Below are 24,278 nucleotides of genomic sequence, written 5' to 3' on the forward strand. Positions count from 1 at the left end.
AATAAATTTTAATTTCTCAGTTTCAGCTTGTGTATTCTGCCAAATCATCGGTAACACCTTTTTCTCCTAAGAAAGTGTTACCTATCATCCCGGTTCAAAGTGTTACCAGTCTACCCGGTTTGTACCTGTGCCGTCCCTTTCCCCTAAAGGAGAGGGATAAGGGAAAAGTTAAAGTTTCTTTTAAGGGAATTGCTTGTTGTAGCGATTGAAATCTTGTAATTCGGATTGATTCCATTCACGCATATCCAATACTGAGCCATCAAATGCCATAAAATCTGCTCGTGTGGTGGGTAGATTAAAATAATAAATGTCACTGGCATCCGTAGCTAAATTACTCTGATGTTTCGCCACTGAAATTTCTGCCACAGAGCGATCATGGGTCTTCACAAAGCTGCGTTGCGCACGTAGGTAACGTCCTTTAAATCGCGCATTACCCCAAAGCTCAACGTCGAGCCTGTTTACTGCACCAGCTAGTTGAATTGTCGATTTCTGCTTCGCACGAACGGTCAAGGTGTCCGTTTTAACCCAAAACAAACTAAGCCATGCATTTCCATGCATGGTTAAATTAGCTAGATTAGCAACGCCTGAAAGTTGTACCTTTGGGCTTCCCTCTAAATGGATCTGTAAGCCCGGACTCGATATGCCACCAATTTGCGTGAGGCCTTTACCCTTTATGTCCAGAACTCGTAAGCCGATGGCGCCACCTAATCTTACATTGCCAGTATTTACCAAATATACATCCAGCACGCTAGTACGTATCTGATCGCCAGTGATTATTGGTGTGCCATTCGCCATCAAGCGGTTAAGAAATTGCCCCCTTACCTCAGCATAGATTGGGCCGTTTAAATGCCCTTTCCCCGCTACAGCTAAATACAATGTGTTTTGTAAAACCTCTACTTTTACGGTCGCCAAATCTGAAGCATCACCGGATAAAATCACCTGGGGCTCTTTATAACCTGTATGCAACCTAACATTAATTGGTCCTTGCACATTAACCTGGTTAAAAGCGGGTACCCGTCTAATTTGTTTTGTCTTATGTACTGGTGGCGATGGAGTTAGAGACTGATTTTTTGGCGCATGATGCACACAAGAAGTTAATAAAAAGACAATTATAATCAATAAGTAACACCGCTTTTGCATAGACTTCATTCCCGTAACAATAATTCCTCTACATTAGAGGAAGTTCTAACAATGTGCAAGGCCAAGTTATAAGGCATAAACACGTCATAAGTTGCATGGATGAAGCAAAGAAACGGGGATATTATTTATGAAAACCCGGGATTCGCTCAACCCAGGCTATGATAATTTAAAACCAAGAGGCCTTATTAAAATCTGAAAGCATGACCTTGGCAGGACACGTATCATGAACTTGAGAGTCAGGAGCCTTCTCGATTAATGTTTCTATAGGTTCATCGAAAGGAATTAATGCAGGCAACTGAATATAAATATCAACCAATATACCATTCCTGCATCCTAAATAAACTTTTCCAGAGTTATTTTTACCAAATGTTTGGCTTACCTTCTTACGCAGGACTGTTAAGGGCACCTTTTTTCCTTGATGTTCCGTTAGATAATGTCCTAAAACAGAATTATCAACCGACTCGGTCAAACGCATCGCCAGTGAAAAGTACTCATCTGCAGATAAAATCTGGCAACTGCCATGCTTATTCCATTCATGACGCTCCAAACAACTTCCATAATTGTAGCTGGGCATCATTTTTTTTAAATGTTCAGAAACTGGCGGTGACAAATTTAGAGGAGGATAAGCACAATGCCTGGATTTTTGCTCTACACCGCAAAATCCATAACTTTGGCCGCAGGCATTTTGATTGGGCCATAAACCATGTAAGGTAAGATGCTTTGCTTGATAGGAATTTTTAGAAAGATGCATACATTCCGGCTTACCCACTTCATATCCATATGTTTCACAAAACCCAGGCTGCGAGCTGAGCGCTAAAACATATGAATCGGACATCCCAGCCTGCGTATCGCAAGAATCACCGAACACAACAGAAGCAACCACATTGACAGAGAAAACCAGCAACAACAGAGTAGTGAGCTTTTTCATTAAGACTCCGGCCAAGCTTCTTTCGAAACATTATACAGAAGAAGATAATGAAATCCACCCTTTTATTTCATCTAACCATATTGAATATTAATGAAAAATTTTTAATTAGACTGTCTATTTCGTAGCACCAAAGCAAAGCCTCTGCGAATTATTCCCAGACGCAAAGATTAGAAAAACCCGCTTCATGGCGCAACAAAGACTCTGTTTCTTCTCCCGCACTCCGCTCCTTCCTATCAAAAAAGCCCTTGGCCACTTTAGGTTTGCTAAAAAGAGTGTCACAAAAGCTATCATATTCTTGCTGATCAAACTCCATGGTGGTGTGACCTCTTTTTGATGTGCAGTCCAGAATGGTGTTTTTAAGTGTTAAATCATCAAGTCTATCTTCTAAATTGCTTAAATCAATTGTAGCGTCAAGGCTACCCTTGCGCACTGTTCCATTTGGGTCGCGAACAATATAGTTGCCTTTGTTAGACAGGTAGATCGTACCAGCTAGTGCCATTTTAGGATTATCATCTGGTAATTCGGACATTAAAGCGAGTTCGTACCTCTGCGTTGTCTTTTTTTCCTCGGGTTTAAATAGTGCCTCCACCAAATAATGAGTTGCAACTGCCAGTGCCACGGCAGCAATAAGCAAAGGCACACCGATCCCCAACGGTACGAATACTAAACTTGCAAACACAACCAGAGGAACGAGGGCATCAATAATAATGCTGCGCACCAAACTTGCTGTCTGATAGCTCAGCATCTGCTTTTGATAATCTGTTTCTGCTTGGCATTGTTTAATTTCCAAGAAAAGCAATCGTCTTTGTTTCTCACTAAGCTTATCAAAATTTTCTTTGAAATCCTTAGTTAACGCCGCGGCTTGCTCTATTTGCTCTTGCCTTGTTTTGTAAGTCTTATACAGCTCGATGCCGCCTTTGACTGCATTATTAATAACGGTAAAGGCAAAACACAAAACTGCGCCAGCAATAGCCATACTCGCCAAAACAGGAGCCCCTATAGGCATGAATGGCATGGTTAAGACAACAAAAGCCAGCATCAAAACAACGGCATAGACAATATTATTGATTAAGGATATCTTATCAAGCTGCCAATCCCTTTCACACCTCGCTCTCTCTTTGCGCAATACACGTAGTTGTATTTCTACTTGACGCTTTTCTTGTTTCTCATACTCACTCAACTGTTGCATTTGTTTTTCTAGTGCTTGCAAAGCCGCGAGTCGTTTTTCTAATTGCTCTATATCCTCATCATATTGCTTCATTGCTTTATTATGCTTTATTCTTTGCTCCTCAAAGTCCCATACAGCCATAGCAATGTCAAAAGCTAAAAGCACAATAGTAACAACATCTCCCGCAGCACCCAATGCACCTTTTCCATTAAGCCAGAAAAAGCAAACTAAATTAGCGGTTCCCCAAATGAAATCATTCAACAAAGTAAATTTCCTTTGCGACCATTGGGTTAGAAAACGCTCTTTCCATGGTGTTTTTGCTTCCTCATCACTCATCCATGGATGCTTAATGGTATGTTTAAGTAATAAAAACAAATTCAGTGCAAAACGAGCATAATATAAAGTCCAGCTTAGAGTACCAGTATAAGGATCCGGCGCTTTGATCGCTTCAGCGGCTTGCCCTGCATAAAAACGATCTTCGGGAACTAAGCCAATTACAGTTTTTAGGAACGCTGAATCCCATACCCAAGACAATCTCTTCTCATTCAATTTCCCCATATACTCTTTGATTGTCTTAGTGGTACCGCCGGATAAATCAACAATTCCTTGTCCTAATAATTGCCCCACAGGAATGCCCAGATATTTTACCGGTTGCGCATCAGATAACTCTTGTTGTGCCTGTAATAAAAATTGACCAACTCGTTTTCTATATTCAGAATCAAGTATCTTAAGCAAATCGGAGCATCTTTTAATATGTTGATTATATGTTTTTACGTTTTCGGTCTTTTGATACTCTATTTCATGTGTTTGTTGTGCCAACAAAAGCAACAGTGTAATTTTTAGATTAAATGCCAACTCTTCTTTTTTATCATCGTCCATATAGTCGAACATGACGGCATCAGTTTTAGCTAACATGCCTAAATAAAAATTTAATGAAGGAAGAAAATCATCACTACGATGTTCGGTAAACGCGCGCCCCGTTAAAGACCGAATCCACTCCAGCTCTTCTCCACTTGCCCGCTTATAGGTTTCAGAACATGATTGTTTTAGGCCATCATATTTGTTTTTATATATAATATATTGTTTGTATTCTTCCCTATATTTAATAAGTTTCTTAATGTACTCAGAGTACTCAGCATCACCTCTCTCTTTCTTTAATTTGAGATCGCTAGGTGCTACAGGTTTTTTAGGTTTTTGGGGTTGTTCCAGCTTGCGAATTGGACCTTTTTTATCTGCATAATAAAGCGTGTCGCCATACAAAAAGATTGCATTATTACTTCCTGTAAATAGAGCAATATCAGCAAACTTTCCTGGTAGAAAATTAATCTCAATGAGGCCACATTCAGCTCGATTGTAAGCCAGCAACTCTTCGAAGCTTAAATCAGCAAGCTCTCTTTTTTCTTTTAGTGTATCTCTGAGAAATGATTGAAGAATTGCGCTACTCGTTGCCATAGTGTCACCTCTGTGTCCATGAATTTTGGCGGTTAATTCATTGGATCACAGTAAAAAAATTATATGTTCTTTTTTATAACATAATATTGATTTTAAAAACAAGATGTGCATTGATTGATTTACACTATTGAAACCAAAATTTTCGTAAAAAGTGATGAAATTTGATAAAAAATTAAATTCTTAGGGTAATCTTAGGTGCCGCAAGGCATAAGCTGGAAAATTTTACCGGAAAAACCCGGGTAACGCTGTGCATCACCCGGGCTACTAATTTTTATGACAACAATTATTCGGAGAGATCGCGTGCATAGATGTCATCAAAACGTTTAATATCATCCTCGCCTAAATACGCACCACTTTGGACTTCAATAACATACAGTGGTTCATTACCAGGATTACTTAAACGATGAAGTGTATTTTGCGCTATATAAGTCGATTGATTTACAGATAAATAAATCGTTTGTGCATCGTTGATTACTTCTGCTTTTCCGGAAACTACAACCCAATGTTCGGCACGATGCTGGTGCATTTGCAAAGATAAACGCGCACCAGGTTTTACCATCAGTCGTTTTACTTTAAAAGAAGCACCTTCAGCCAAAACTTCATAATATCCCCAAGGACGAGATACGCGTTGGTGATCTTGCGTTAATTGATGGTGATCTTTACTTAAAGAATTAACTAAATCTTTAACTTGCTGCGAATATTGCTTATCCGCGACTAAAACAGCATCTTGTGTAGCAACAATAATTTGATCTTGTACGCCAATAGCAGTGACTAGAATATCTGTACTATGAATCAAGCAATTCGTGCTCATTTGTGCAATTACTTTTCCAGTAACTGTGTTTCCATCTTGATCGGCTGTATTAGCATCTGCTACCGCAGACCAACATCCTAAATCGCTCCATTGCATGGACACAGGGATAACGGCTGCTTTCTTCGTTTTTTCCATAATTGCATAATCAATCGATTCCGCCTCACAACGAGAAAACGATTCTAAATCAAGACGTAAAAAATCATGATGATTCTTTGCTTTAACTACCGCTTGTTGGCTAAAATAATGAATATCGGGTTGGTATTCTGCTAACTCCTGAAGATATACATCTGCACGACAAACAAACATGCCGCTGTTCCAAAAATAATTTCCGCCAGCAATAAATTCTTTTGCCAGATCAAGCTCCGGTTTTTCTCTGAAACTTAGAACCTGTTGCACCTTCTCCGCTATCGGCAACCCTGCCTCAATATAGCCGTATCCAGTTTTAGGACTATCTGGCTGAATACCAAAAGTCACTAAAGCGTGGTGTTCTGCAGCAAATTGTGCTCCCGCTAACATCGCTTCTTGCCATGCCTGATCATCAGCAATCCAGTGATCCGAAGGAAGCACCAACATTATTGCCTCAGGGCCAGCAATTTGGGATAAATAATGAGCCGCACAGGCAATTGCCGGGGCGGTATTTCGTGCACAAGGCTCCAGCAAATAAGTCATTGCATGGGTAAAATGATTTAATTGATCCTGGCAAAGAAAATAATGAGCATCATTACTTACAATAAGAGAATGAGCACTTATCAAGCTCTGTGCCCTTTTTACAGTTTGTTGCAGAAGGGATAACTCACCATTTAAGGCCAGAAATTGTTTTGGATAATTTTTGCGAGATAAAGGCCATAAACGAGTTCCAGAACCTCCTGCAAGAATAACGGGATAAAGAGTAGTCGTCATAAAGTTCCATGTTATGGCATAATCACCGCATTCTAACAGCATTTTTAACCTAAAAAAAGGTAACTTTTCAATCAAACCAGGAAAACTACAATCCTCCGCGTCCCGCAGCTAATCCGCAGGAGCCAGGATTCATTGTCATTAAGTTTCTAGCGGTAGATCTATGCCTCTAGATCCAGGTAAACTTATGGGTTTCAGCACACCAGCCGCGGAACATTGGCTGCGATTGCGACTCAGACTTATTGAGAGACTATATTTAATATAGTGATTCTACGGAGACCTATCCATTATGAAAAAAAAAGCAGTAGTCCTATTATCTGGCGGGTTAGACTCAACTACTTGTCTGGCTTTAGCTGCATCCAAAGGTTTTTCCTGTTATGCGATGAGTTTTTCATACGGGCAAAGACACTCCGCTGAATTGCTCGCGGCCGAACGTATCGCGCAACATTATAATGTAGTAAAACATCAGATTGTCAGCTTGGATACAGAATTATTTCGTAATTCAGCTTTGACTGATTCTACTTTGGAAGTGCCTGCTTTTCAGGGTGGGGCTGATATTCCAGTTACTTATGTTCCCGCGCGTAATACCATTTTCCTGGCTATGGCCTTGGGTTTTGCAGAATCAATCGGGGCGAGAGAAATCTTTATTGGCGCAAGTTCCGTCGATTATTCTCATTATCCAGATTGCCGCCCAGAATTTATCGATGCATTTCAGACTTTAGCCAATTTAGCAACCAAAGCTGGAGTAACGGGTGATCGATTTACGATTCATGCGCCACTACAACATTTAAGCAAGGTACAAACCATTCAGCTTGGAGTGAGTCTAGGTGTAGACTACAGCTTAACGGTTTCGTGCTATCAGGCCAATGATACTGGCGAAGCATGTGGCCAATGTGATAGTTGTACGTTTAGACGACGCGGCTTTATTGGAGCTGGTGTTGATGATCCTACATTGTATCGCTCTTCCGAGTCTAAATAACAAGTGTAATGAAGAGAAATCTATTTGCTTGACAGTTTTTCCGAAAAGCAAGCATCTTAATGGTCAAAATCCAACCTTAAGGTTTTATTAAGAACCAGTATGCTCATTTATTAAACTATTAACACAAAAAAATCAAATTACTTTACACTTCTGTTACAACAAACTGAACATTTTTGATTCACATATAGCAAAATCATTGCTATTATTCGCCCTGATTTATAACCTTGGAGTAACATATGACATTTAAAGATTTTATGAAGGGCGTTGCTTATTTACCAGCTAATGCTTTTACTGGTCTGGTTAAATTAACATTGGGTTCTACAGAAAAAGTTGATCGGTATGACGATCAAGATCAATTAATCGGTCAAGAGACTGTAGTAAAACCTGGTTTATTAGGTTTGGCAGTTGATGGCATTAAATTCGTTGGCCGTTCAATTTCTGACTTTTTATATGAACACAGAAAAGCGATTGCTACCGCTGCATGGCTTTCTTTAGCTGCTGCTGGTGCTGTTGCATTGACTTTATTCTTATGGCCTGCTGCTTTAACTGCAGTTGCTTCATTCTCAATCTACGGTCTTTCTATTGCAGGTATCGCTGGTGCTAATGCTCTTGCACAAATCGGTCTTGCATCTCTATTAACGTTTACTGCTGTTTCTGCTGTTACCTACGTAGGTGCAGGTATTGGTAATTTCGTTAAATGGTGTGCTAGTTGCTGCAAAAATCTTAAAAGCAAAGCTCCTGAAGGAAATCCCGTTCTTGAAAATGAAGAAGAAGATGATGAAGAAGAGCAAAAAGGCCTCGATACTGAAAAAGGCCGAGATGCTACAATTGAGCGCGTTGTTAAACACCAACATTCTTCATCTAGCGAAGATGAGTTTCATTTACACATGGAAGAAGAGCCCAAAGGAAACCTATATGGCCATAGCGAGTTAAGCCGTAAAGGCCCTAAAGTTGTTCCTACTAGCTCAGCTACAATTTTTGAGTTCCCTGTAGACAACCATGCTCATCCACTTTCCTCAACTAAAGTTGAGAAAAAATCTGAAGAAGACACCTTGGTTGTTGAGCCAGCTGCTTCCTTTGAGCACAAATAATTAAACTCTGCTTGAGTAAAATAAAAATTTAAGACGCGGCCCAGGCCGCGTTTTTTATTGCTCATTTTAAAGAATTAGTTTCTGAGATACGTTAAAAATATACCGCCCTGAAAATTTAGAACTCGTTCCCTAAACCACATGTCGTTCCTTATTCCCCATCACTCAAAACACGCTTGCCTACAGCATTTATAATTCATATGCGTTATAATCAGTCATTTTCAGATAAGCAGGTATCTAATTGATGGCGAAACAACGTAAAATGCTGGTTACCAGCGCCTTGCCTTATGCAAATGGACATTTACATCTTGGACATTTAGTAGAGCATATTCAAACAGATATTTGGGTGCGCACTCATAAGATGTCTGGAATCGATTGCATCAGTATCTGTGGTGATGATGCACATGGCACCCCGATTATGTTGAAAGCAGAACAAATGGGGATTACTCCCGAAGCGTTAACTGCGCAAATTAAGCGAAGCCATGAGCGTGACTTTAAAGCCTTTGCAATTGCTTATGATTGTTATCATACCACTCACTCCGCGGAAAACCAGGCCCTGGCTGCGGCTATTTATGAAGCCTTGCAGGCAAACGGTTCGATTATTAAACGAACCATACGTCAGGCTTATGATCCGGTAAAACAAATGTTTTTACCCGATCGCTATGTCAAGGGAACATGTCCCAAATGCGGTGCTAAAGATCAATATGGCGATAACTGCGAAGTCTGTGGCGCAACCTACTCGCCAACGGATCTACTCGATGCGGTATCTGCTATTTCTGGAGCCAAACCCATAGAAAAAGATTCGGAGCATTACTTCTTTGACTTACCTCGTTATGAGCATCTGTTAAAGGAATGGACTCGAAGCGGCCATCTGCAAGCTGAAGTAGCCAACAAACTGGATGAGTGGTTTGCCGCCGGTTTAAAGCAATGGGATATTTCACGTGATGCCCCCTATTTCGGGTTTCCAATTCCTGGAACTACCGATAAATATTTTTATGTCTGGCTTGATGCTCCCATAGGGTACATGGCCAGTTTTAAAAAATACTGTGATGAGCAGGGAGTCTCTTTTACGGAATTTTGGGATAAAGACTCTACCACCGAGTTATATCATTTCGTTGGCAAAGACATCGTTTATTTTCATGCTCTGTTTTGGCCAGCCATGCTTGCTGCCAGCGGCCATCGCATGCCTACAGCAGTCTATACCCATGGTTTTTTGACCGTTGATGGCCAAAAAATGTCAAAATCGCGCGGAACTTTTCTTGAGGCACGTACGTATCTGGAGCATTTGCATCCAGAATACCTACGCTATTATTTTGCAGCCAAGCTGAATGGTCGAGTTGATGATCTCGATTTAAATTTTGAAGATTTTATCAATAAAATCAATGCCGATCTTGTGGGCAAAGTAGTCAATATTGCCAGTCGTTGCGCCGGTTTTATCAATAAACGCTTTGCAAACCAATTAAGTAGCAGCTTGAGTGCTCCACAATTGTATGCAGAACTGCTTGAAATGCGCACCGAGGTCATTGAATCCTTTATTGCTCGCGATTATGCACGTGCTATTCGCCAGATCATGGATTGTGCCGATAAAGTGAATCAATACATCGATACCCATAAACCGTGGGTATTGGCAAAGGAAGAAGAACGGTTACCTGAAGTCCAAGCCATTTGCACCATGGGGATTAATTTATTCCGAATTTTAATCACCTACTTAAAGCCCGTATTGCCTCTGATGGCAGAGGCCGCGGAAGAGTTTTTAAATTGTGCTCCCCTGACTTGGGAGGCAATTGATACTCCTTTATTAAATCATAACCTCAATACCTTCAAACCCTTAATGATCCGTGTTGAAAAAGATAAAATACAAGCCATGCTGGAGCAATCCAAACAGGTGAACAATGGCCTCAGTTAAAGAAATTGACGCACTTTTGCCACAAACTCAATGTGGCGAGTGCGATTATCCTGGCTGCTTGCCCTATGCCGAAGCCCTGGCTCAAGGGACAGCCACCATTAATAAATGCCCTCCTGGTGGAGTTGACACAGTCAAAGCACTCGGTGCTTTACTGAATGTTGATCCGGCTCCTTATTTGGAGGAAGCGTTAACAAATACCCGAGCACCATCGGTTGCTGTCATTCGTGAAGCAGAATGTATCGGTTGTACCAAATGCATCAAAGCATGCCCGGTTGATGCAATTATTGGCAGTGGCAAATTAATGCATGCGGTACTCGATCATGAATGTACCGGTTGTGGATTATGTGTAGCCCCATGTCCTGTAGATTGTATTGAGATGGTTAATTTACCTAATGTAAACTATGATAAGGACTTGGCACGTAAACGTTTTAATGCCAAACAAACACGTTTGTTACGTGAAGAGCATAAACAGCAGCAAGCCTATCGCGAAAAGCGACAACTTGCATTAAAAGCGGATAAAACCCAAGACATGCAAGCCAAGCAAGACTACATTCAACAAGCGTTGGCACGTGTGAAAGCGAAAAGGAATCATGAATAAACAACAGCGCCATCAAATTTTTGTGCGTTTTCATGAACAAAATCCCCATCCAACTACGGAGTTGGTTTATCACTCTCCTTTTGAATTATTAATTGCAGTCATTCTTTCAGCGCAAGCAACCGATGTTGGAGTGAATAAAGCCACGGCCAAATTATTTCCAGTAGCAAACACCCCCCAAGGCATTCTTGGTTTAGGACTGGATAAACTTAAAGAACATATAAAATCTATAGGCCTTTATAACAGCAAAGCACAAAATATTATGAAGACCTGTGACTTGCTGGTCAAAAATTATGAAGGTGAAGTGCCCGGTAAACGTGAGGAATTAGAATCTTTGCCTGGAGTTGGTCGCAAAACGGCTAACGTGATCCTTAATACAGCTTTTGGTGAGCCCACTGTAGCAGTAGACACCCACATATTTAGGGTAGCTAATCGTACGGGTCTTGCCAAAGGCAAAACTCCTTTAGCAGTTGAAAAGGCCCTCCTAAACAACATCGAACCCAAGTTTTTAAAGGATGCTCATCATTGGCTTGTCCTCCATGGACGTTATGTATGTACCGCACGACGCCCTCAATGTAACCGTTGTATCATTCAGGACCTTTGTGAATACCCAGATAAAAATTTGTCTTAAGAGATAGATTTGGGTATAACAAAAGTTTAAGGATTTTTTGTCATTCCCGCGAAGGCGAAAACGATAACCTCCTAAATTTAATGGCTTGTATGCTGCACTCATGCTGTCAGGGATAACAATAATGAAAGAGCCTAAGAAAAATGCTTTTATAAATGTCATTATATTGAAATTTTATCTTTTTTTATCCAAGGAAGATAAAGTAACGAAAAGAACTTACTTATACGATTTTGAGCAACTGACCCAGGAAATCCGCCCTGGGGATGTGCTCTTGGTAGAAAGTCATACGCGTATGGGGAACATTATCCGACTTATTTCTGAAAGCACCTGGACTCATGCCGCTTTGTATATTGGTCGTCTTGAAGACATTGCCAATCCCTCGCTTCGTGAAGCAGTACAAAAACAGACCAAAAATCTGGATTCCAAACAACTTATTATAGAAAGCATGCTCGGTGAGGGGACGCGAATTTCCAGTGTTGATGAATATAAAAATGAGCACATTCGTATTTTGCGGCCTTCTGCACTTTTGCCGGAAGATAGAGAAAAAGTAATTGCCGCCGCCATCAATAAAATTGGTAAAAACTACAGTTTGCGACATCTTTTTGATCTGGCGCGATTCATTTTTCCTTGGAGTTTCTTTCCTCGTCGATGGCGCTCCTCTCTATTCCAGCATAATATGTTACAACCTACAGAAGATATTTGTTCATCGATGATTGCCAATGTGTTTCAATCAGTCAATTATCCCATTCTGCCTTTGATACAAAAAAATAAAACAGGCTATGAAATAATTCATAGAAACCCTCGTCTTTACACACCAAGCGACTTTGATCTTTCCCCTTTTTTCGATGTCATTAAATATCCCATTTTACCGCTTAAAAAAGGGCAAACTTATCGTGATTTACCCTGGAACAATCAATTTATAAGTGATGATATCGGAATCGTTGAACTGAAAGATGATAAATAAGTCACATTGTCTGCTTTAAGATTAAAATTTTAATAGAATCGTAGCAAGATGTAATGTTCCTGCACTTCATGAGAAAAAGACTGGCATTTCCGAAATTTTACTCATACAATAAAATTTCGTTGTTGCAGGGAGGACAATACTATGAACTGGTGGACTTCAGTAGTTGATGGAACCAAGTCACTTGGTGATGGGGCAACATGGGTTTGGAATAACGCCATAAAGCAAACTGTAGGTTACGCTGCAAATACGGCATTTTATGTAGCCGAACAAGTCTTAGCCTTACGCGAGGCAATTCCCGCAGTGGTCACTCCCCCGGTGATGAAAATCGTCAAAGGCGGAGGGAATATACTCGTACATGATGTCCTGCCTGTGGTCGGGGCACACTATGCAAATAATAGCATTCAAAATTATTTGCGACCAGAAGATCCAACAGGAATGCTGGCATCTTATATGGTTGCACCTACCTTAACTTTAATCAATTACGCAGTATGGGGATTTACTTATAGACAAGCATCTAAAGTAGTTGTCCATACTTTGGCTCTTGATGCATTAGGTTCATCTGCTTTTAACGAGCATAAAGCAAAACTTAATCCACTGCCGCCAACACTCTGTGGCGAAAAAGAAGAAGATTGTAACTTCAAACGCAAATTTAAAGGTTCATTACGCGAACCTATTGTATTAGCCGTTAATGATTTTGTGCTTCTGGGAATTAGTAAATTTGTTCCCTATGGAGAGCAAGTTGCATGGATATTAGGTATCTTTTTTTATGGTGAATACATCACACGTATGGCAACACCAGAACGTTGTGAGCGACATAAGGCGATGAAATCTGAATCCATCCTGTCATTAGGGTTAGCTTATACAGCAACCTCAGCTTTGATGGATTATGCACTTGAGTCTACTGTAGGCATGCCCCCATATCTTTACCTCAGGACATTGCGCCATTTATTACTCTTAGCACATATTAATGTTGCATCGCATATGACTTTGCCTTTAGTCCGTTCAGCTAAAGATACAATCCCTATTGACCCTTTAGTGATTTATGATCGTACCAAGCGATTCGCTGTTGACGTCGTATTTGCAGGATTGATGCAACGGATACCTATTGATTTTAAGCCGCCTCCAGGCGCAAAACCCTTTATTCCTTTATCAACCGTGTTCAAATTCCTAACCAAGGTGCTTGAAAGTGATTTAGAGCAAGTTAAGCCTGCGCCACCTGGATTTTTTAAGAAAACAACAAATTATCTCCTACCCAGTATGTTTCATAGCCCCAAAAATGCAGTCAATGATCCCGTGATCAAAGAATTTTGGCCTGACATACGCAGTGATTTGCTCTATATCATAGAAATTGTGGAGGCCACCAAACCGGTCAAATCATTAACTACAGCACCAACGGCAATCGCCTCTACCGTTAAATATACACTCCCGGTCGTATTAAACTACCGCTTTGGTTTGCCAATAAAATTGTCTGAATTCTTATTATCTTTGAGTAAAAAAGAAGATTTTTGGGATTTTGTGACCGCACTAAGGTTATGGATTGAACGTAACAATGTATCTTATGCGGTAAATTTGGCAAAAGGAACTCGCAGCACAGGTTTACATGAATCGAACAGGATTATTGAGCTTCCAGAAGAACCAAAAACCCAAGTTGTACCTTCTGCAAATGAATTAAAAACACCAAAAACACCAACTGTGACTGAAGCCAGACAGTTAATACCTTCAAAAACTATGACCGGAGTAACCGCAAACAGTTTATTTTCTACCAAGCAACGATCTAGGACGATGAGCAATCAGCCCACACCAAGAGTGGATCTCTCTTCATCATCCCAAGATGAACTTTCTTCAGCGGTTGTATACAATTAGCGAGTTGAGGAGTCGAAAGAATGCCTGTAGCGATTTGGATTCTTTCGATCACCTTGCTGGGAATTGCTATTCGCCAAATAACTCCCGTCTTTATTCCAATCTGGCTTATTACAACTGCGGGCGCTACTGCTGCACTATTATTGAACCAAATCAGCCCTCAGCACGCGATTGCAGCAATTGAACCGGACGTGATGCTTTATTTATTTGGTGTTTTTCTCATCGCACAAGCAGCAGAAGACAGCGGCTACCTGGAACAATTAACTGATAAATTGTTCTATCATGCCAATACTGGAAAACAGGCCTTATTCATTATTCTATTTGTTCTTGGATTAAGTTCTTCCTTGTTGATGAATGATACCATTGCAATCATAGGCACACCCATTATCATCCAATTGTGCCAATCCCATAAGAAGCTAATCAAACCCTTGCTTTTTGCATTGGCATTTTCTGTAACCATCGGCAGTGCGCTCAGTCCAATTGGCAATCCGCAAAATTTATTAATTGCGGTACAAGGTGAAATGCCCTCACCTTTTCTCCAATTTATAAAACTGCTGGCGATCCCCACATTAATAAACCTTGCAGTTACGTATTTATTCATCTGTCATTTTTATGGAACGATCTTGGACGAACCCATTGAGAAACCGATTCCATCTCCTGTAAATGACGCTCATACAGTCATCCTGGTCCAACTGAGCTTAATCATTTTATTCTTGTTTATCATTGTTAAAATTATGTTGGATTGCATCCAATCATCCATCCACTTAAATTTCAGTTATATGGCACTTGTCTCATCCTTGCCCCTTTTATTGAGTACATATCGAAAAAAATTCATCACCCGCCTGGACTGGGGTACTTTGGCTTTTTTTGCAAGTACTTTTGTATTAATGCAAAGTGTCTGGGATAGTGGTTTTTTTCAAACCAGCATCAATCATTTTCATCTTTCGATTACCCAGGTTCCAGTTATTTTGATTATCAGCATCATGCTTAGTCAATTTATATCTAATGTACCTATGGTAGCTTTATACTTACCACTACTCATGCAGCATCCAGTTTCTGACAGCAGTTTATTAGCTTTAGCAGCAGGAAGTACGATTGCGGGTAATTTATCGATTTTGGGGGCAGCAAGTAACATCATCATTATTCAAAATTGCGAAAAACGAGGCATAAGAGGTTTTGATTTTCTTGAGTTTATAAAAACAGGGGCTCCTCTTACTCTCGCTAATATTTTGATTTATGCCTATTTTCTTTAAAACAACCTAAGTGTTCACACAATGGTATCAACTTAAGCGTGTAACCTGGATGGAGCAAAGCGGAATCATGGTTTCTTGGCAATGAGTTTCCGGGTTATGGATACACCTGGGCGTACATCGTCATCCTCAATCGAGCGAGGATTCTTCACGAGATGGGACGTGATTATAATAATACCAATCAGAGCACTTTCTTCATCAGCTCCTCAAAATGACCTAGTTGTATGCGTAGCGAAACCCTGTCCTCACTTCGCTGCACCGCGCTACAAATGTTTGTCAAGTTGAATTGCACAACTACTTGCCATATTAAATACAATGGTGTTATATTTACGCGCGAATTAGTTTATTACAAAGCAAATTTCAGTAAAAACCAAGGCAAAGTTATGGAAATCCTAAACATATGAATCAATCATTGCCTTCCCAGCGTTCTCGCTGTTTCTTGTTTCTGACTGTAAGTGTTATTACCTCTCTGATTTTATTAATCAATGTATCGTTTAAAATCATTCTTATCGATGGATTGATATTCTCAGTGAACTGTTTAATTGCTCCATTAATAGCCGGTTTATATTTATTGGCATTAAGGAATTGTACGATTAAAGAACACAGACATTTGCTAAATATTTCGTTAATGGCTTTATATGTATTTTGTATCGGGGTTTATGTACTAATACATTTGCCCGCAGCGGAATACATGCACGATAACCCAGTTTATCAAATTATTTTTGAAGACATCCCCAGAAAATTCTTTGCAACTACCATTTCATTTGCGCTTAGCTTCTACCTACCGCATCTATTATTTTACCCTAAGTCCAGCAAAATGTTACCTTCACCCAAACAATGTATGCTCCTTGCAATACTAGGCGGGATTAGTTTTTTTGGGCTCGATTTTTTCCTCTTGTTTTCAGGAGTTCATCTTCAGAGTTTCAAACAAATTTTTATTGATTCCTTCATGATTGCCTCACTCATACTCCTGCTTATTGGGGTGTTTTATCTAACTTTTTTGCTCAAATGCCCGCGTTCTTTTTTCAATCCAGTACATGGCAAAGAAGGATTACCCTTATACCATTACTTTATTTGTGTTGCGATCGTCATCATGCTTATTTGCTTGGCGTGCGAATATAGAATCGTAACGATTATCAATAAATATATGGTGTTATCAGCCAGCTCTTTATTTTTTCCCATTACTTTAATGATTAGTACCATTCTCGGTGAGCTTTGGGGCTATCGCGTCAATCTAAAATTATGCCTGATACTCATTGCAACTCAATTTACATTTGATGTTTTGCTTATAGGACTCGTTGCTTTGCCATCCCCAACGTTCTTTAATTTGAATCCTTTTTACAATTACATCATGCTACAAAGACTACCTACGGCTTCCGTAGCATTGTTTGTTGCATTTATTAGTAATGCCTTGCTGCTTCACTATTTAAAATACTGTAAATGGAATTTGCATCGTCCTTTACGTATCTTGATTGCTAATTTTTGTTCGAATTCTTTATTATGCCTAATCGACTACAGCTTATTATTCGGTGGCATTTATCCTTATGATCAAGTTATTGATTTGGTAGTTAATGTTTGGCATTACAAATTATTAATGACACTAATTCTCCTACCTTTTATTCTATGGTTTTGTACGCATATGGAAAAAAATAAAGCCTTGACCCTGCAGTATGATTGATGGGGCTAAATGGACCTTGGTGAAAGCACAGCCGAACTCGGAAAAATTCAACATACAACCGGGTTCCGCCGCGTTTCACCCAGGCTACAAAGAACGTTCCGGGCAAAAGCTTGCGGTTTATTCCTTTTTTACAGGCCTCTTCCAGCCATAGACTGTTTTTTGTTTTGATTCAGTTAGCGTCAACTCACCAGGAGGAACATTTTTGCGGATGGTACTACCTGCGCCTATCGTTGCATTAGCACCTATTGTCACTGGAGCAACCAACTGGGTATCTGAACCAATAAAAACTCCATCTTCAATAACGGTTTTGTGTTTATTAACCCCATCGTAATTGCACGTAATCGTACCGGCTCCTACATTAACTTTTTTCCCGAGGCTTACATCCCCCAAATAACTTAAATGACTTGCTTTGGCTCCCTCATCAAATACAGCTTTTTTGGTTTCCACAAAGTTACCTATTTTGCAGTTCGCCGCTAATTCAGTGCCGGCTCTTAAACGGGCAAAAGGACCAATAGCACAATCATTTGCGATCTCACAACCTTCCAATATGCTGTTGGCATAAATTTCACAGCCAGCACCCAAGGTCACATCAGTAAGTATGCAATTAGGTCCAATAGAGCAACCATCTCCGATAACCACCTTGCCCTTGAACACACAATTGATATCAATGGATACGTCTTTACCACAGCTTAACTCACCGCGTAGGTCAAAGCGATTTGCATCAGCGAGGGTTACTCCTTGCAGCAGCAATTGTTCAGCGTGTCTTACTTGCCATATTCGCTCTAATTGTTGAAGTTGCAGGCGGTTATTTACCCCTTGGATTTCTGCGCTATCTTTTACACTCAGTGTTCTAATTGGTGTTTGACTGGCAACAGCTAAAGCAATGATTTCTGTTAAATAGTATTCAGATTGAGCATTATCGTTATTCAACATGGGCAACCATCTTTCTAAATCATCAGACATTGCACAACAAATACCAGAATAAATTTCTTTTATATTCTTTTCTTGCTCATTTGCATCTTTTTCTTCTACAATGATGGAAACTTCACCTTGGTTGTCTCTAATAATACGTCCAAGACCGCTGGGATCTTCGAGATGAGCAACCAAAAGAGTCAAAACGGATTGATAAGAATTTGCTGAATTGTTGCACTCAATTAAAGTTCGCAGCGTGCTTGCTTGAATGAGCGGTACATCAGCAGATAAAACAAGAACTTGTGTTCGTGGTGGAATAAAAGGTAATGCCTGCATCACTGCATGCCCCGTACCTAATTGTTCTGCCTGATATACCCAATGCACAGGTAAGTCAGGGAGTGAGTTCTTAAGTTGTTCACCACCATGACCATATATAACATGGATTACATCAGGATTTAGTTGCTGTGCGGTTTCCACTACCCGAGTCAACATAGGCTTCCCAGCAATTTGGTGAAGTACTTTAGGAGTACTGGAATACATTCGTTTACCCTGACCCGCAGCTAATATAATAATTTGTAAGTTCATGTAGTTATGAGTTCCTAGGTTAAAAAACAATAACAGGTTTGCAATGAGATAATCTGCTTAATATAAAAATTAGTAAATGATAACTAAATTAAAGTTCAAGGAGTAGAGCAATGACTATTTTTCTAATGGTTTTGAAAAAATTAATCAAAGAACAATTAAGCCCTCTCAGTGCAAGCTTGGATAGTAAATCTAAAACTTATGGACATAACAAAATTCTGTCCAAAGAACAAAAAGACATCATAGATGAGTTATCAGACAAAATAGTCCAATATGTAAGCTGCGACACAGATGAAGAAAACGTTAAAGCGATTACTTTATTGATTACAGATTATCGTTCAAGTGTCCAAATAAAAAGAGAATCACATGGAGAACCCAAAGATAAAGGCGACACCATTGGCTGTCTCAATGACCTGGTTTTTCATATCAGCGGATTTTATGACAAATTAAAAGCGTTTAAAGAGTTGGGGCCATACGATTTTAATTTAATCGATAAAGAATTTAAGAATAATCCCGAACATATTGTTTATTATCATGCTGTTTATTATTTCGGTGAAGAAATTTTTTGTCCGAAATCAGGTATTGATGTGAAGCTTCGAGCGGAAAAGGAAGAAAAATTAGGTGAAAGACTCCAGTCTTTATTTGAATTAATTAAACCTTCTCATAACCTGGAAGAACAAAAAAAACGAACCCTTCAGGTTTTACGGGACTTGGCAGAAGACAATAAAAAAACGGTAAAAAAAGATAAAAGCTCTTATACACTGCCTTATTTTTCATTCTATGGAGTATCATTAACATTGCCAACAGATTGGTTTTCTCCCAGCGAAGGGCGTTTAGGCGAACAATTGAATTTGGCAATTAGAAAAATTAATGAGATAACCCTCGATAAATTTGAAGCATCGCCTGAAAATTCAGTTTCAAAACAAAAAGAGCTAAATTAATATTTGTGCTTGCATCATATGATACCAATTGTCATGAGTATAACCCGGGAAGCTATACCTGGGTTTTTACTGGCATAGCTCCAAATTTGCTCAAAATTATATTAAAAAATCTGTATCTGACTAATGCCTATCATAGGCGAAGAAGAAACATAAACAATTGCCTATGAAGTCAATTCGCCACAAAGATCTGTTTCCATCAACTTCTTTATTTCTCCTATTTCTAATCGTTTACTAAGCAAATACAATAACTTGCAATGTGCTGCCTCAGGAGTCATATCATGACCGCTAACTAACCCTGCATTTTTTAAGGAATGTCCTGTAGCATATTGACTCATTTCTACTCCACCTTGTTGGCATTGAGTACAGTTAATTATGATCACACCGCGCGCGCAAGCATCCTGGAGCAATTTTAAAAAACGAGGGTCATTATTTTGAGCATTACCCGCACCATAAGTCTCCAAAATCAAACCGCATAAGGGCTGATTTAAAATATAAGCCAAAACGTCAGTGGCAAATCCCGGGAATAATCTGAAGTTGGCAATAAATTGGGGCTCAATCGTTTGTAAATGAAATGATTGCTGCGGTCTTTTGAGCAAAAGATTTTTATGTACTTTAATATCTATTCCTATAGCAGCTAAATGTGGATAATTCGGCGAATCAAACGCTTTAAATCCTTGTGAACTAATTTTTTGTGTTCGATTCCCTCGTAATAACTGCTGATTAAAGTAAATGCATACTTCATGTATGGGTTGATTGGCACAAAGCCATAATGAAGTAACCACATTATCTATTGCATCATTACGTACTTCCGATAAAGGAATCTGCGAGCCTGTTATAATTACGGGTTTACCTAAATTCTCCAGCATAAAAGATAAAGCCGATGCGGTATAGGCCATAGTATCCGTACCGTGGAATACCACAAAACCATCAAAATTCGCATAATCATCGGCAATATCGCGAGCGATTCGATTCCAGTCATGCACTGTCATATTGGATGAATCAAGCAAAGGGTGGTATTCCTTTATCGAATACTCAGGCATGTCTTGATGCATCAGCGAAGGAATTTGTTGCAATGCAGCTTCCACATATCCCGGGGCAGGCTCATAACCGTTTTTTGTTTTAATACTGCTAATCGTGCCGCCCGTATTAATAATTAAGATTCTTTTCTTCATATGATTGTAAATTGGAATACTTGTTCCAATTATATAACTAAATAATTGCAAATAGTGCATAACTTTTAATGAATGCGATATGGTGCCATGTATTTGTGTCTACCTGAAATCAAATTTCCCTGATTGCATCGCTTAACCTCTATGAAGCTAAGGATTTTGTCATTCCTGCGCAGGGAACTCTATTTCTACATAGAGCACTGATTCAATCTGACTGATTCGCCTTCTTCGCAGAAAGGACCTAAATTACAACTCAAATCGTTTAACTTAATGACAGTAGCAGCCAATATTCAGAAATAGAAGATGATTGTTTTTATTGAGTAGTTACCTTTTTTCAATAATAATTACAGATTTAATTGCCAAGGTCTTGCAGTTTATGGAAAAATCGAGCTATTAGCGGTTTAATCTAAACAGTGACATCATGGTGATTGATCGTGCCGGTTATCGGTTGAATGTAGGTATTATCCTTGTCAACGCACAGAATAGGGTTTTTTGGGGTAGAAGGACTGGTCATGATGCTTGGCAATTTCCACAAGGCGGTTTGGCCGCAGGCGAAACATCATTAGAGGCAATGTTTCGGGAATTGCATGAAGAAGTAGGCTTGGATAAGGAAGATGTTGAAGTCATTGGCTCCACCAAACGTTGGCTTAAGTACAGACTTCCGAAACAATATCTACGTCATGGCAGCGAACCTTTAGTTATAGGGCAAAAGCAGAAATGGTACTTGTTAAAGCTCATTGCCAGTGAGCAAAAAGTCAAACTGGATCTCAGTGACTCACCAGAATTTGACAGCTGGCGTTGGGTTGATTTTCATGAGCCAGAAGGACAAGTTATCTTTTTTAAACGCCAAGTTTATATGCAAGCGTTAAAAGAGCTTGAACCGTTATTGAAAAAGAATCGCCGTACACCTTACGGCATTAAACGAAAAAAAGGTCATAGGTCACGTGAGATATAAAGATCTTACTGTTCCAGTGACCATTTACAAAAAGAGGTAATCATAGGCATAGATGCTCAAAGTACTTAAGCGGATAGTTCAAGAAGTCACTGCTGCCAAGCAGCTCTCTGAGGCCCTTGGCATTTTGGTGCAACAAATTAATAAAGCCATTAATGTAGAGGCCGCTTCCGTTTACCTCATCGATACCAAACATGCCGAATACGTTCTTATTGCAACCGAAGGTTTAAACAAGCAAGCTCAATTCCGAGTTCGTATTGCATTTGATAGTGGCCTGGTAGGGCTAGTCGGCCGACGTGAAGAGCCAATTAATCTGGAAGATGCCCCCTCACATCCTGATTTCTATCATAATCCCTTATTGGGAGAAGAGCACCTTAAGGCATTTTTAGGTGTGCCGATTATTCAACATCGAAAGCTCTATGGTGTCCTCATTGTTCAGCAAACAGAACAACGTTACTTCGATGATACGGAAGAATCTTTTTTAATTACCTTGGCTGCCCAACTTGGTGGTATTATCGCTCATGCCGAAGCAACAGGTGAATTAGCTGAGTTAACTCAACCCAAGCCTATGGGGGTTACTAAAAAAGTTGACTTAAGCCCTGCAGCGCTGGCAGGAATTGGCTCTGTTCCAGGCATCGGGATAGGTACTGCAGTAGTTGTATACCCGCAGGCCGATATCGATGCAGTTCCACAAAATCCTGTCGAGACTTTGGATGAGGAAATTAATGCGTTTTATGAAGCATTAGAATCCACTAGAGAGGACATGCATCGCCTAAGCAAACGCATGAAATCCGTTGTTGCAGAAGATGAGCATGCTCTATTTGATGTCTACTTGCGTATTCTTGATAAAGATAGCTTGGGTATTGAAGTAGAACATGTGATTCGAAACGAGAAAATTGGGGCTCAGGCGGCTTTGGCGGCGGTGATTAAAAAGCACATCGCCCAATTTGAAAGCATGGAAGATTCATACCTTCGTGAACGAGCCAGTGATTTTCGTGATTTGGGACGGCGCGTTTTAGCTGCATTACAGTGGTCACAACAAGAAGAAATTGTTTATCCCAAAAGAACGGTCCTGGTCGGAGAGGAAGTAACCGCCGCCGCATTAGCGGAAGTCCCTGAAGGATATCTGGCTGGAGTGGTATCGGCTAAGGGTTCTAATAACTCTCATGTAGCGATTTTAGCCCGCGCGCTTGGTATCCCCACAGTGATGGGTGTTCGTGGTTTAAAATTAGATTTGATTTCTCGCCGTGCCATTGTTGTTGATGGATATTATGGGCAAGTTTATATTTCACCATCGAAATCAGTACTCGCAGAATTCAAACTCCTCGAGCAAGAAGAGCAGGCATTAACTCAGAGCCTGGTTAGTTTACGAGATAAACCTGCAGAAACGATTGATAACTATAAAGTATCGTTGCAAGTAAACACTGGTTTAGCCATGGACGCAGGATTATCCATGAGTGTCGGTGCCGAAGGAGTTGGCTTATATCGTTCAGAAGTTCCATTTATGAGCCGCGATCATTTCCCTTCAGAAGATGAACAAACTATTATTTATCGACAAACCCTGAAAGCTTTTGCTCCCCGTCCAGTGACCATGCGGACTCTTGACATTGGCGGTGATAAAGTACTTCCCTACTTTCCAGTAGCAGAAGATAACCCCTACCTGGGATGGCGAGGGATTCGCGTCACACTGGATCATCCTGATGTCTTCTTGATGCAAATTCGTGCGATGATGCGTGCGAGTGAAGAGTTGAATAATTTGCGCATCATGCTACCCATGGTCACTAATTTAAGTGAAGTTGAAGAAGCTTCTTATCTTATTGATCAAGCGTTTACAGAATTATTAGAGGAAGGATGTGTCATTGAAAAACCCAAATTAGGCGTTATGATTGAAGTTCCTGCAGCCGCCTATTTAGCCCGCGAAATTGCCAAGAGAGTTGATTTTATCTCTGTGGGCAGCAATGACTTGACGCAATATTTTCTGGCTGTAGATAGAAACAATGCTCGAGTTGCAGGTCTTTATGACTCGATGCATCCAGCCATGCTGCGTGTTTTACTAAAGGTTGTTGAAGGAGGTCATGCAGCGGGAGTAGAGGTCAGTATTTGTGGCGAAATGGCCAGCGATCCTTTAGCTGTTATTTTGCTCATTGCCATGGGCTTTGATACTTTAAGTATGAACTCATCCAGCTTACCGCGAGTAAAATGGGTTATTCGTAATTTCGCCATCGCAAATGCTCGTAAGATTCTTGCCGAAGTGCTGGAATTTGAACATCCTGCACAAATACGTTTTCATTTACAAAAAGCCCTGGAAGACGAAGGATTGGGTGGCCTCATCAGAGCCGGCAAATCTCTATGAATAGAAACCTGATTAAACAACGTAG

18 protein-coding genes are annotated in these 24,278 nt (G+C 40.1%); 12 read left to right on the forward strand and 6 right to left on the reverse strand.

What is annotated here, in order from left to right; genetic code table 11:
- Positions 1-180: 180 nt before the first annotated feature.
- The 4 genes from BW930_RS14715 to BW930_RS14730 form a co-directional block, all read right to left on the reverse strand.
- Positions 181-1,140: a GIN domain-containing protein gene (locus BW930_RS14715; protein WP_058469364.1), complete on the reverse strand. Its 960-nt coding sequence runs from the start codon at positions 1,138-1,140 to the stop codon at positions 181-183.
- A gap of 166 nt (positions 1,141-1,306) precedes the next feature.
- A complete protein-coding gene (locus BW930_RS14720) occupies positions 1,307-2,068 on the reverse strand; it encodes a ribonuclease T2 family protein (RefSeq protein WP_058469365.1) in 762 nt (253 codons plus the stop codon).
- Between the two features lie 148 nt (positions 2,069-2,216).
- Complete coding sequence (locus tag BW930_RS14725) at positions 2,217-4,688, reverse strand: hypothetical protein (RefSeq protein ID WP_058469366.1); 2,472 nt, start codon at positions 4,686-4,688, stop codon at positions 2,217-2,219.
- 283 nt (positions 4,689-4,971) lie between these two features.
- Positions 4,972-6,399: a mannose-1-phosphate guanylyltransferase/mannose-6-phosphate isomerase gene (locus tag BW930_RS14730; RefSeq protein ID WP_058469367.1), complete on the reverse strand. Its 1,428-nt coding sequence runs from the start codon at positions 6,397-6,399 to the stop codon at positions 4,972-4,974.
- 286 nt (positions 6,400-6,685) lie between these two features.
- On the opposite strand from BW930_RS14730, the gene queC reads away from it, so the two are divergent.
- The 9 genes from queC (at position 6,686) to BW930_RS14775 (ending at position 17,344) form a co-directional block, all read left to right on the forward strand.
- Positions 6,686-7,375, forward strand: coding sequence for a 7-cyano-7-deazaguanine synthase QueC (gene queC, locus BW930_RS14735; RefSeq protein WP_058469368.1), 690 nt, complete (start codon positions 6,686-6,688; stop codon positions 7,373-7,375).
- Between the two features lie 236 nt (positions 7,376-7,611).
- Positions 7,612-8,466 (forward strand): hypothetical protein, encoded by an 855-nt coding sequence (locus tag BW930_RS14740; RefSeq protein ID WP_058469369.1) that lies wholly within the window; start codon positions 7,612-7,614, stop codon positions 8,464-8,466.
- A 241-nt stretch (positions 8,467-8,707) separates the two neighbouring features.
- Positions 8,708-10,369: a methionine--tRNA ligase gene (gene metG / locus BW930_RS14745; RefSeq protein ID WP_058469370.1), complete on the forward strand. Its 1,662-nt coding sequence runs from the start codon at positions 8,708-8,710 to the stop codon at positions 10,367-10,369.
- The gene (locus BW930_RS14750) at positions 10,356-10,967 is read left to right on the forward strand and encodes an RnfABCDGE type electron transport complex subunit B (protein ID WP_058469371.1); all 612 of its coding nucleotides are present in this window, start codon (positions 10,356-10,358) and stop codon (positions 10,965-10,967) included. The genes metG and BW930_RS14750 overlap by 14 nt, the downstream gene beginning before the upstream one ends.
- Positions 10,960-11,595 carry an endonuclease III gene (gene nth, locus BW930_RS14755; RefSeq protein WP_058469372.1) on the forward strand — a complete coding sequence of 212 codons (636 nt, stop codon included), beginning with the start codon at positions 10,960-10,962 and terminating at the stop codon, positions 11,593-11,595. Before BW930_RS14750 ends, nth begins: the two co-directional genes overlap by 8 nt.
- A gap of 121 nt (positions 11,596-11,716) precedes the next feature.
- Positions 11,717-12,556 (forward strand): YiiX/YebB-like N1pC/P60 family cysteine hydrolase, encoded by an 840-nt coding sequence (locus BW930_RS14760; protein ID WP_058469373.1) that lies wholly within the window; start codon positions 11,717-11,719, stop codon positions 12,554-12,556.
- 141 nt (positions 12,557-12,697) lie between these two features.
- Positions 12,698-14,419 (forward strand): hypothetical protein, encoded by a 1,722-nt coding sequence (locus tag BW930_RS14765; protein ID WP_058469374.1) that lies wholly within the window; start codon positions 12,698-12,700, stop codon positions 14,417-14,419.
- A gap of 20 nt (positions 14,420-14,439) precedes the next feature.
- Entirely contained in the window at positions 14,440-15,669 is a 1,230-nt protein-coding gene (locus BW930_RS14770; RefSeq protein WP_058469375.1) for an SLC13 family permease, read from the forward strand.
- A gap of 397 nt (positions 15,670-16,066) precedes the next feature.
- Positions 16,067-17,344: a VUT family protein gene (locus BW930_RS14775; protein WP_058469376.1), complete on the forward strand. Its 1,278-nt coding sequence runs from the start codon at positions 16,067-16,069 to the stop codon at positions 17,342-17,344.
- Positions 17,345-17,461: 117 nt separating this feature from the next.
- Here the strand turns inward: BW930_RS14775 and glmU are convergent, their stop codons facing one another.
- Positions 17,462-18,841, reverse strand: a complete 1,380-nt coding sequence (glmU, locus tag BW930_RS14780; protein WP_058469377.1) for a bifunctional UDP-N-acetylglucosamine diphosphorylase/glucosamine-1-phosphate N-acetyltransferase GlmU — start codon at positions 18,839-18,841, stop codon at positions 17,462-17,464.
- A 110-nt stretch (positions 18,842-18,951) separates the two neighbouring features.
- Here glmU and BW930_RS14785 point away from each other — a divergent pair, with 110 nt between their 5' ends.
- Positions 18,952-19,779 carry a hypothetical protein gene (locus BW930_RS14785; RefSeq protein ID WP_058469378.1) on the forward strand — a complete coding sequence of 276 codons (828 nt, stop codon included), beginning with the start codon at positions 18,952-18,954 and terminating at the stop codon, positions 19,777-19,779.
- Positions 19,780-19,940: 161 nt separating this feature from the next.
- Here the strand turns inward: BW930_RS14785 and ansA are convergent, their stop codons facing one another.
- Positions 19,941-20,951: an asparaginase gene (gene ansA / locus BW930_RS14790; RefSeq protein ID WP_058469409.1), complete on the reverse strand. Its 1,011-nt coding sequence runs from the start codon at positions 20,949-20,951 to the stop codon at positions 19,941-19,943.
- Positions 20,952-21,369: 418 nt separating this feature from the next.
- Here ansA and BW930_RS14795 point away from each other — a divergent pair, with 418 nt between their 5' ends.
- Both BW930_RS14795 and ptsP read left to right on the forward strand, forming a co-directional pair.
- Entirely contained in the window at positions 21,370-21,903 is a 534-nt protein-coding gene (locus tag BW930_RS14795) for an RNA pyrophosphohydrolase (RefSeq protein WP_058469379.1), read from the forward strand.
- A gap of 52 nt (positions 21,904-21,955) precedes the next feature.
- Positions 21,956-24,253 (forward strand): phosphoenolpyruvate--protein phosphotransferase, encoded by a 2,298-nt coding sequence (gene ptsP / locus BW930_RS14800; RefSeq protein WP_064276621.1) that lies wholly within the window; start codon positions 21,956-21,958, stop codon positions 24,251-24,253.
- The last annotated feature ends 25 nt before the right edge of the window (positions 24,254-24,278 follow it).

The organism is Fluoribacter gormanii (assembly GCF_900156395.1).
Classification (GTDB): Bacteria; Pseudomonadota; Gammaproteobacteria; order Legionellales; family Legionellaceae; genus Legionella; species Legionella gormanii.

What these genes read in the sequence shown, in the direction of transcription:
- BW930_RS14715 (WP_058469364.1), bottom strand. Translation starts at nt 1,140, where the DNA reads ATGCAAAAGCGGTGTTACTTATTGATTATAATTGTCTTTTTATTAACT.
- BW930_RS14720 (WP_058469365.1), bottom strand. Translation starts at nt 2,068, where the DNA reads ATGAAAAAGCTCACTACTCTGTTGTTGCTGGTTTTCTCTGTCAATGTG.
- BW930_RS14725 (WP_058469366.1), bottom strand. Translation starts at nt 4,688, where the DNA reads ATGGCAACGAGTAGCGCAATTCTTCAATCATTTCTCAGAGATACACTA.
- BW930_RS14730 (WP_058469367.1), bottom strand. Translation starts at nt 6,399, where the DNA reads ATGACGACTACTCTTTATCCCGTTATTCTTGCAGGAGGTTCTGGAACT.
- queC (WP_058469368.1), top strand. Translation starts at nt 6,686, where the DNA reads ATGAAAAAAAAAGCAGTAGTCCTATTATCTGGCGGGTTAGACTCAACT.
- BW930_RS14740 (WP_058469369.1), top strand. Translation starts at nt 7,612, where the DNA reads ATGACATTTAAAGATTTTATGAAGGGCGTTGCTTATTTACCAGCTAAT.
- metG (WP_058469370.1), top strand. Translation starts at nt 8,708, where the DNA reads ATGGCGAAACAACGTAAAATGCTGGTTACCAGCGCCTTGCCTTATGCA.
- BW930_RS14750 (WP_058469371.1), top strand. Translation starts at nt 10,356, where the DNA reads ATGGCCTCAGTTAAAGAAATTGACGCACTTTTGCCACAAACTCAATGT.
- nth (WP_058469372.1), top strand. Translation starts at nt 10,960, where the DNA reads ATGAATAAACAACAGCGCCATCAAATTTTTGTGCGTTTTCATGAACAA.
- BW930_RS14760 (WP_058469373.1), top strand. Translation starts at nt 11,717, where the DNA reads ATGAAAGAGCCTAAGAAAAATGCTTTTATAAATGTCATTATATTGAAA.
- BW930_RS14765 (WP_058469374.1), top strand. Translation starts at nt 12,698, where the DNA reads ATGAACTGGTGGACTTCAGTAGTTGATGGAACCAAGTCACTTGGTGAT.
- BW930_RS14770 (WP_058469375.1), top strand. Translation starts at nt 14,440, where the DNA reads ATGCCTGTAGCGATTTGGATTCTTTCGATCACCTTGCTGGGAATTGCT.
- BW930_RS14775 (WP_058469376.1), top strand. Translation starts at nt 16,067, where the DNA reads ATGAATCAATCATTGCCTTCCCAGCGTTCTCGCTGTTTCTTGTTTCTG.
- glmU (WP_058469377.1), bottom strand. Translation starts at nt 18,841, where the DNA reads ATGAACTTACAAATTATTATATTAGCTGCGGGTCAGGGTAAACGAATG.
- BW930_RS14785 (WP_058469378.1), top strand. Translation starts at nt 18,952, where the DNA reads ATGACTATTTTTCTAATGGTTTTGAAAAAATTAATCAAAGAACAATTA.
- ansA (WP_058469409.1), bottom strand. Translation starts at nt 20,951, where the DNA reads ATGAAGAAAAGAATCTTAATTATTAATACGGGCGGCACGATTAGCAGT.
- BW930_RS14795 (WP_058469379.1), top strand. Translation starts at nt 21,370, where the DNA reads ATGGTGATTGATCGTGCCGGTTATCGGTTGAATGTAGGTATTATCCTT.
- ptsP (WP_064276621.1), top strand. Translation starts at nt 21,956, where the DNA reads ATGCTCAAAGTACTTAAGCGGATAGTTCAAGAAGTCACTGCTGCCAAG.